Origin of the sequence: Mesorhizobium sp. M1A.F.Ca.IN.020.06.1.1, from assembly GCF_004023265.1 — a bacterium.
Classification (GTDB): domain Bacteria; phylum Pseudomonadota; class Alphaproteobacteria; order Rhizobiales; family Rhizobiaceae; genus Mesorhizobium.
In genome coordinates, this window is the sequence record NZ_RZSR01000164.1 from 1 (window position 1) to 8,392 (window position 8,392).

Below are 8,392 nucleotides of genomic sequence, written 5' to 3' on the forward strand. Positions count from 1 at the left end.
GGGGACAAGTTCCTGGCCGACGTCAAGGCGGCAGTGGCTTCGCCGCCGGCCGATGTCGATGCGCTCAAGGCGCAGCTCAACACCATCGGCGGCGACTGCGGCACCTGTCATGAGACCTACAGGATCAAGAAGGGCTGATCGCCTGATATGGCGTGGCTGAAGAAGCTCGTCGGCGCCGTCATCGTGCTGGGCGGCGCCGGCGCGGTCGCCGGCTGGGCGTTGTCTGCGCCCGTCAGGCTTGATGCCGCGACCGTCGCGCAGCTTGGCCCCGGTGATGCTGGGAAAGGCAAGCGCATCTTCTTTGCCGGCGGCTGCACATCCTGCCACGCCAAACCGGGATCCAAGGGTGATGGCCGCCTGGAGCTTGCCGGCGGGCTGGAGCTGAAGACGCCGTTCGGCACCTTCGTACCGCCCAACATCTCGCAGGATCAAAAGGACGGCATCGGCGCCTTGAGCGAGGAGGACTTCGCCAATGCGATGCTGAAGGGCGTTTCGCCCTCCGGCGAGCATTTTTATCCGGCCTTCCCTTATGCCTCTTATGCTCGCATGAAGCCGGCCGATGTCGCCGACCTCTATGCTTTTATGAAGACGCTGCCGGCGGTCGCCGGCAAGGCGCCCGGCCACAAACTCTCCTTCCCCTTCAACATCCGTCGCGGCATTGGTCTCTGGAAGCGGCTCTATGTCAGCCCTGAACCGGTCATTGCCTTGCCCGGGGGCGCGCCCGACAAGGTGCTGGCCGGCCGCTATCTGGTCGAGGGCCCCGGCCATTGCGGCGAATGCCACACGCCGCGCGACTTTGCCGGCGGCGTCAAGAAGGCCGAATGGCTGGCGGGAGCCGTGGCCGCCGAAGGCTCGGGCGTGGTGCCCAATATCACCCCGCAAGGCGGCACGAAGGACTGGTCGGAGGCCGACATCGCCAACTATCTCGAAACCGGCTTCACGCCGGATTTCGATTCCGTCGGCGGTGCCATGGTCGACGTGCAGCGCAACATAGCTCAGTTGTCGGCCGACGACCGCGCCGCGATCGCGGCCTATCTGAAGGCCGTCCCGCCGCATCCCAACGGCTATCCGGCGCGCAAGCCGGCGAGCTGACCGATTTATATCGGCTGCGCGACACCATGATGCGGTGTGCCTGTGATGTCTCAGGTCCATATTAGTTGACTTTAATAGTCATGTATCATACGCGCTTCGGCCAGTTTCCAGGCGGATCGAAGCCTTGCCCATGCACTCTCTCGACCTTGTGTTTGAATTCGCCCATGGCGAGCAGCGCGCAGCACTTCTCTTCGCCGACGGGCGCAGCCTGTCTTATGCGGAGCTCGACGACCTTGCGCAGCACTTCGCCACGCGGCTGGGGGATGAGGGAAAGCAGCTCGTCGCTATCTCAGCGGAACCCTCCGAGCATGCGGTCGTCGCCTATCTTGGAGCCCTGCGGGCGGGTCATGCGGTGGCCATGCTGCCGCCTTGCGACAAAAGGGTCTGGGACGACTTCCTGGCGGCCTTCCAGCCGGATTTCACCTATCGCCGAGCCGATGGCCGCTGGCGTCTCGTGAAGGAAGCTTGGCCCGCGAGGGACATTGAGCCGCTGCATCCCGATCTCGCGCTGCTGCTGATGACGTCCGGCAGCTCGGGCGCCGCCAAGGCGGTCAGGCTCTCCTATGCCAATCTCGAAGCCAATGCGCGCGCGATAACGACCTATCTCGAACTCTTGTCCGCCGACAGGGCCGCTCTCATGCTGCCGCTGCATTATTCCTACGGACTGTCGGTTCTCAATTCGCATCTGATTGCCGGCGGCAGCATCCTCTTCCCCGGTGTTTCGGCCATGGACGGCGATTTCCTGCAGATAATCGCCTACGGTGGCTGCACCAATCTGTCCGGCGTCCCGTATTCCTACGAACTCCTGGAACGGATGCGTTTCCGCGACGCTAAGCTCAAGGGTTTGCGCATGATGACGGTGGCGGGTGGACAGCTCAGCCCCGACGTCATCCGCCTGTACAGGGATCATTTGCGCGCCGTGGGCGGGCGTTTCTTCGTCATGTATGGTCAAACCGAGGCGACGGCGCGTATCGCCTTCGTGCCGCCGGAGAGCCTGTCCGACCGGGAGGAGCGGATCGGCGTCGCGATCCCAGGCGGCAGCCTCGGCCTTGTCGACGACAGGGGGGAGCCGGTCAGCCGCTCGGGCATCCCTGGAGAACTTGTCTATCGCGGCCCGAACGTCATGATGGGTTACGCCGAGCAGCGTTGTGATCTGGCGCGCGGGGCTGAGGTCGAGATCCTGAACACCGGCGATATTGCCGTCCAGGACGAGCAAGGTTTCTTCCGCATCGTCGGGCGCAAGAGCCGCTTTGCCAAGATTGCCGGCCTCAGGATCGGCTTCGATATCATGGAGCAGGCGCTAGAGCGGGCGGGCATTGCGGCCGCGGTGCTCGGCGACGATCGAGGCCTAGAAGCCTATGTGACCGGCCCCGGCTCGGCAGGCAGGGCACAGCGTATCCTGGCCGAAGTCAGCCGCTTGCCCGCCAATCTGGTTCGAGTTTCGACGCGTGTCGACCTTCCCAGGCTAGCCTCGGGCAAGATCGACTATGGCTGCCTGCAGCGCGAGATGTTGCTGGGACGGGCGGAAATCCGCTCCGAACGTGGCGGCGTGCCCGGAGCCTATGCCCGCGTATTCTATCCGCTTCCGGTGGGCCGCGCTGACAGCTTTGTGTCGCTCGGCGGAGATTCCCTTCGCTTCTTGCAATTGGCTCTGGAACTCGAACGGCTCGGCTTGGAATTGCCGGACGGCTGGGAACGGCTAAGTGTTGGAGACCTGACAAATCTTCATTCGGCGAAACGGTCTTTCATGCGGGACCAGGCAAACGAGACGCCTGTCGATATCGTGCTGAGGGCCTTCGCCATCCTGCTGGTGGTCGTGCATCACGAGACGCTGTGGCCTATCCCGGGCGGCTCCGGCATCATGATGCTGCTTGTCGGCTACAGCCTTGCGCGTTTTCAGTCGATCCATTTGCTTGCCGGTCGGATCCGGCACGCGCTGAAACCTGCGATTAGCGTCCTGATCCCTTATTTTCTCATAGTCGCCGCTTACTCCCTCGCCTGGCAGGCGATCCCTTGGGCCTCGATGACCCTTACCGGCAACTTCGGCTATGCCGAACCGGAACGTCACGAGATGATCCCATATCTCTACTGGTTCATCGAGGCCTATGCGCAGACGCTGTTGGTCTTCGCCCTCGCCTTTGCCGTTCCGGTTCTACGCAAGCTCGCCCAGGCTCGACCCTTTGCCTTCTCGATCGGACTATTGGCGTTTGCCGCCGCTGCGCGCTTTGCAGTCCCATTGTTCGTGGACTTAGGCAGCCGCCAGATCTTCGCGATCTACTGGGTCTTCCACCTTGCGGTCTTCGGCTGGTGCGCCGGTTTGGCCGACACTCCCGCCAGAAAACTCCTCGTGACCGCATTTGCCACTGCCGTATTGGGGTATCTAGCCTTTTGGGAGTCGGTCTGGCTGGGGACGACGGTCAAGTATTTGACGATCTTCGCGGCGCTCTCGGCTCTTCTTTACCTGCCGCGTGTTCGCCTGCCTGCTGGGGTGGGGCGGGTGGTTACGCAGATCGCCGTCGCGGCTTTCCCGATCTACTTGGTCCATCGCTTCGTCCCGGAGCTTTTGATGGCACCTGTCGCAGGCTGGCTCCCGGCTCCAAGCTTCCAACTGCTTGCGATCGCCGGCGGCGTCGCTTTAGGCGTCATCGCCGGCAAAGCCTTGGCCGCCATCCGACACCTGCGCGGCAGATTGGCCATGGAGCGCTTGCCGGAATTGCTCTCGGCGTGAGACGCTTCGACCGCGGTCGCTCCGATTACGCGTGGCGGTCGCCCAAAAAATCGAAGCCGTTTTCGAAGAAGTGGTTGTAGTCGCAGGTCAGTTCCTCGCCGGGCGCGATGTCGCGCAGCGCGTAGGTTTCCTCCGGCGAGGAGACGTCGCAGTTCGGCTCGTCGGCATGGTTCATGTAGCGCGCATCGTCCGCCTCGAAGACGATATAGTTCCGGTCGCGCCTGTCCGGATAGGAGTACCGATCGAGGTAGGACTTCACCGGACCGCTTTCGTTCTCATAAGTGTCGACCGAAATGCGCCGGTCGAATCTTGGATCGAGCTTCCAGATCAACGTGCCCTTTGGAATGCGGTGTTTGGCGAAGACACCGATGCCCTGGATGGGCGATTTGTCGAGATAGACGTCGACGAGCAGCATGACGAACCCTGCGAATGACGGATGGCGCGGCCCGAACCGGCCGCGACCAAAAACGAGGCGCATTGCGTAGCGCGAGGTGCTCGCGATTGCGAGGGAAAAATCAGGCCTTGCCGGTCACTTTCAACGCAAAGGCGTAGATATACGCGATCTCCTCCAGGCGCGAGAACCGGCCCGAGGCGCCGGCATGGCCGGACTCCATGTTGATCTTGAACAGCACCGGATTGTCGCCCGCCTTGCGGTCGCGCAGCCGCGCCACCCATTTGGCCGGCTCCCAATAGGTGACGCGTGGGTCGGTCAGACCTGCCAGCGCCAGGATCGGCGGATAGTCGAGCGCCGCGACATTGTCGTAGGGCGAATAGGCCGCGATCGTCGTGTAGTCCTCGGCCGAGGCGATCGGATTGCCCCATTCGGGCCATTCCGGCGGCGTCAGCGGCAGGCTGGCGTCGAGCATGGTGGTGAGCACGTCGACGAACGGCACCTCGGCGACGATGCCGCCAAAGCTTTCGGGTGCCATGTTGGCGATCGCCCCCATCAGCATGCCGCCGGCCGAGCCGCCCTGCGCGACGATTCGATCGTGCGACGTGTAGCGCTCGGCCACGAGATGGCGCGCTGAGGCGATGAAATCGGTGAAGGTGTTCATCTTGTGCCGACGCTTGCCGTCGTCATACCAGCCATAGCCCTTGTCCTTGCCGCCGCGCACATGGGCAATGGCGTAGACGAAGCCGCGGTCGACCAGCGACAGGCAATTGGTGTTGAATGCGGCGGGAACCGTGATGCCATAGGAGCCGTAGCCGTAGAGCAGGCAGGGCGCCGAGCCATCAAGCGGCGTGTCGCGATGGTGGATCAGCGAGATCGGCACCAGCTCGCCGTCGGCAGCCGGCGCCATCAGCCGGCGCGTGACATAATGCTCCGGATCGTGGCCCGATGGCACCTCCTGCGTCTTCAAGAGAACGCGCTCGCGGCTGCGCATGTTGTAGTCGAACACCTGTGCCGGTGTCGTCATCGACGAATAGGTGAAGCGCATGACTTCGGTGTCGTATTCGTAGGAGCCGGAAAGGCCGAGCGAGAAGGCCTCCTCGTCGAAGGCAATGAGGTGCTCCTCGCCGTTTGCCCGATCGCGCACCACGATGCGCGGCAGGCCCTCCTTGCGTTCCAGCCTGACCATGTGGTGCCTGAAGCCGAGCACCGACAGGATCAGCCGGCCGGGCTCGTGCGGCACCAGTTCCTTCCAGTTGGCCTGCACCGGATCTTCGACCGGCGCGGTCATGATCTTGAAGTCCTTGGCGCCGTCGGCATTGGTGAGGATGAAAAAGACGTCACCACCTTCCTCCAGGTCATATTGCAGGCCGGTCTCGCGCGCCGCCACCAGCTTCGGCTCGGCGAACGGCTCGTCGGCGCGCAGAAGCCGGTATTCGGAGGTTTCATGATCGTTGATGCCGATCATGATCCAGTCGTTGGAACGCGTGCCGCTGACGTCCATGAAGAAGCCGGCATCCGTCTCTTCGTAAATCAGCCGATCGTTCTCCGGATTGTCGCCAAGCGCGTGGAAGAACACTTTTGACGGGCGGTGGCTGTCGTCGAGGCGGGTGTAGAAAAAGCCGTCGTCTCCGGCATTCCACACGCCGCCGCCACCTGTATCCGGAATCCGATCGGTGAGTTCCTTGCCGCTGGCGATGTCCCGCACGCGCAGCGCGAAGAACTCCGAGCCCTTGTCGTCGAAAGCCCAGAGCAGCTTGCGATGGTCGGCCGAATGGTCGAATCCGCCAAGACGGAAATAGGGCTTGCCTTCGGCTTCCGCATCGCCGTCGAGCAGGATCTCCTCAATGCCGCCATCACGCGGCGTGCGGAAGTAGCGCGGTTGCTCGCCGCCGAGCTTGAACGACGAGCCATAGGCGTAGGGACCGTCCTTCATCGGCACGGTGGAGTCGTCCTCCTTGATGCGCCCCTTCATCTCGGCGAACAATTTGCGGCGCAGCTCGGCCGTGTCGGCCATCAGCGTTGCCTGGTAGGCATTCTCGGCCTCGAGATGAGCGCGGATCGCGCCGTCGAGCAGTGCAGGGTCCCTGAACATCGCCTGCCAGTTGGCGGCCCGCATCCAGGCGTAGTCGTCGGTGCGGGTGATGCCGTGATGAACGTCGAAGATGGGGCGTTTCTCGGGCCGCGGCGGGATGGCGGTCGGGAAGACGGAGGTTCTGGTCATTGCGTCTCGCTGTGGAATTGCCTGAAATCTGCTTGAAATGGCGAATGAACGCGTCGCTCAGCAGCGGTTCAAAGGGCGGGGTTCAAGGTGGTCTACACAAAGTAAGTCGAAAGGGGAAAAGATGAAATCCTATGTTCGAGCCGCCGTGGCTTTCGCTGTCGCTTCGGCGGTCCTGGCCTTTTCCGGCCAGTCTCATGCAACCGTGTTCGCGGCCTGGCAAGTGGCTGGCGTGCCGTTCGGCGACACGCTCAACGCGCGCAAGTATCCGTCAAACACATCGCAAAGACAGGCGGCCTATCCGAATGGCACCGTCTTGCAGATGACCGGCCGTTGCACGGGCGGGATAGATCTGCTCGACATTGCCGGCCAACCGCACTGGAAGCAGCGGCAGGCGATCCGCTACCGCTGGTGCGAGGTCTGGCACGATCCGGCGCAGAACGGTCATTTTGTTACCAGCTGGGTCTACGGCAAGTACATCAAACCCCACTGAGAGGTTCGTCGAGGCGACTTGGCTGTTCGACGCGAGGATGAATGTCCGCGCCATGATCCATAGGATTCTTCGCTCACCGGGCGGCCAAACATTAGTTTAGCCAAGCATAAAGAACCTGTTTTGACGCGACCAGAGGTGTAAAAGCGTGCTGGGCGCCACGTCAGGCTGCACTGGTCCGGCCAGAAAAATCTCGCTAAGTTACACGGCACACGAATTTTTGAAGCTGAATCGGCAATATTTGATGAATATCGCCGAATATAATTCAGTAGGTGAATTGACTTACTTGCAGCACAGGGTCATTAAGATGACGCGACGCGAATCGCAGGGCTTGCCTGCATGAATTTCGCGCGATGCCCGATCCAGAAAAAGGGCGCAGTCTAGAAAACAAACTCTCGTTGGGGCCTGAGCACAATGGATATCGTCGAAACACCTTCAAGGAATGGGGACGCGCTAATCGAGCTGACTGCCGATGTCGTCGCGGCCTATGTCAGCAACAACCCGGTGCCGGTCGGCGAACTGCCGAACCTGATTGCCGACGTTCATGCCGCGCTCGGCCGCGTCGGCGGCACGACGGAGCAGCCTTCGGCCGAGAAGCAGAAGCCGGCCGTCAACCCGAAGCGCTCCGTCCATGACGACTACATCGTCTGTCTCGAAGACGGCAAGAAGTTCAAGTCGCTGAAGCGCCACCTTATGACACATTACAATCTCACCCCGGAAGAATACCGCGAGAAGTGGGGCCTGGACGTCAACTATCCGATGGTTGCTCCCAACTACGCAGCCGCCCGTTCGCAGTTGGCCAAGAAGATGGGCCTCGGCCGCAAGCCCAAGGGTCGCCGGTAGCAGCTTCCGCAAGTCGGCAAAAGCGACGGCGCCCGCGGGGCGCCGTTTTGCTTTTGAGGTATTTCAGGGATGTCTTGCTGCGAACGGGTGAACCCGCCGCAGTGCGGCTTGTTGCCGGGCTTGGGGCAGAGTCAGGCGGTTTGCTTCAAGGCGGCTTCGGCGTCGCGCTTGATGCGCTTGACCATCGAGCGAAGGCCGTTGGCGCGCTGCGGCGACAGATGCTCGTCGAGGCCGAGCTCTTTCAGCGTCACTTCCGCATCGGTGTTCTGGATTTCACTGGCCGGCCGGCCCGAGAACAGCGCCAGCATGATGGCGACAAGGCCGCGCACGATGTGGGCGTCGGAATCGCCGCGAAAGCTGACCACCGGATCGACGCCTTCTCCCTGCTCGGTGGTCAGCCACACCTGGCTGACGCAGCCCGGCACCTTGTTGGCCGGTGTGCGTTCCGCCTCGGGAAACGGAGGCAGCGCCTCGCCCAGCTCGATCACATAGCGGTAGCGGTCCTCCCACTCGTCGAGCAGGGAGAAATCGTCGCGGATCGTTTCGATCGAGGTCGTCATTGCCCGCATATAGTGACCCGGCGCCGCCACGTCACGGAAAAAGAAAGACGCCGCGGGCGTCGAGAGG

At 62.4% G+C, this 8,392-nt stretch carries 8 protein-coding genes; 5 read left to right on the forward strand and 3 right to left on the reverse strand.

The window, feature by feature from the left end; translation table 11 throughout:
- The 3 genes from EOA60_RS10060 to EOA60_RS10070 form a co-directional block, all read left to right on the forward strand.
- The coding region (locus EOA60_RS10060; protein ID WP_164899251.1) for a cytochrome c at positions 1 to 138 on the forward strand (138 nt) is incomplete at its 5' end.
- A 9-nt stretch (positions 139 to 147) separates the two neighbouring features.
- On the forward strand, positions 148 to 1,092 hold the full coding sequence (locus EOA60_RS10065) for a cytochrome c (protein ID WP_095823730.1): 945 nt from the start codon (positions 148 to 150) through the stop codon (positions 1,090 to 1,092).
- Between the two features lie 130 nt (positions 1,093 to 1,222).
- Entirely contained in the window at positions 1,223 to 3,820 is a 2,598-nt protein-coding gene (locus EOA60_RS10070; protein WP_127335462.1) for an AMP-binding protein, read from the forward strand.
- Positions 3,821 to 3,845: 25 nt separating this feature from the next.
- Here EOA60_RS10070 and EOA60_RS10075 read toward each other — a convergent pair whose 3' ends face one another.
- Together EOA60_RS10075 and EOA60_RS10080 are read right to left on the reverse strand one after the other, a co-directional pair.
- Positions 3,846 to 4,235 (reverse strand): SET domain-containing protein-lysine N-methyltransferase, encoded by a 390-nt coding sequence (locus EOA60_RS10075; RefSeq protein ID WP_066998147.1) that lies wholly within the window; start codon positions 4,233 to 4,235, stop codon positions 3,846 to 3,848.
- Positions 4,236 to 4,335: 100 nt separating this feature from the next.
- Complete coding sequence (locus EOA60_RS10080) at positions 4,336 to 6,435, reverse strand: S9 family peptidase (RefSeq protein ID WP_095823728.1); 2,100 nt, start codon at positions 6,433 to 6,435, stop codon at positions 4,336 to 4,338.
- Between the two features lie 121 nt (positions 6,436 to 6,556).
- Between EOA60_RS10080 and EOA60_RS10085 the strand changes: the two genes are divergently transcribed.
- On the forward strand, positions 6,557 to 6,925 hold the full coding sequence (locus tag EOA60_RS10085; RefSeq protein WP_067320909.1) for a hypothetical protein: 369 nt from the start codon (positions 6,557 to 6,559) through the stop codon (positions 6,923 to 6,925).
- Positions 6,926 to 7,336: 411 nt separating this feature from the next.
- Positions 7,337 to 7,765 (forward strand): MucR family transcriptional regulator, encoded by a 429-nt coding sequence (locus EOA60_RS10090; RefSeq protein ID WP_095823727.1) that lies wholly within the window; start codon positions 7,337 to 7,339, stop codon positions 7,763 to 7,765.
- Positions 7,766 to 7,896: 131 nt separating this feature from the next.
- On the opposite strand, the gene EOA60_RS10095 is transcribed toward EOA60_RS10090, so the two are convergent.
- A complete protein-coding gene (locus EOA60_RS10095) occupies positions 7,897 to 8,325 on the reverse strand; it encodes a SufE family protein (RefSeq protein ID WP_066997661.1) in 429 nt (142 codons plus the stop codon).
- Between the last annotated feature and the right edge of the window lie 67 nt (positions 8,326 to 8,392).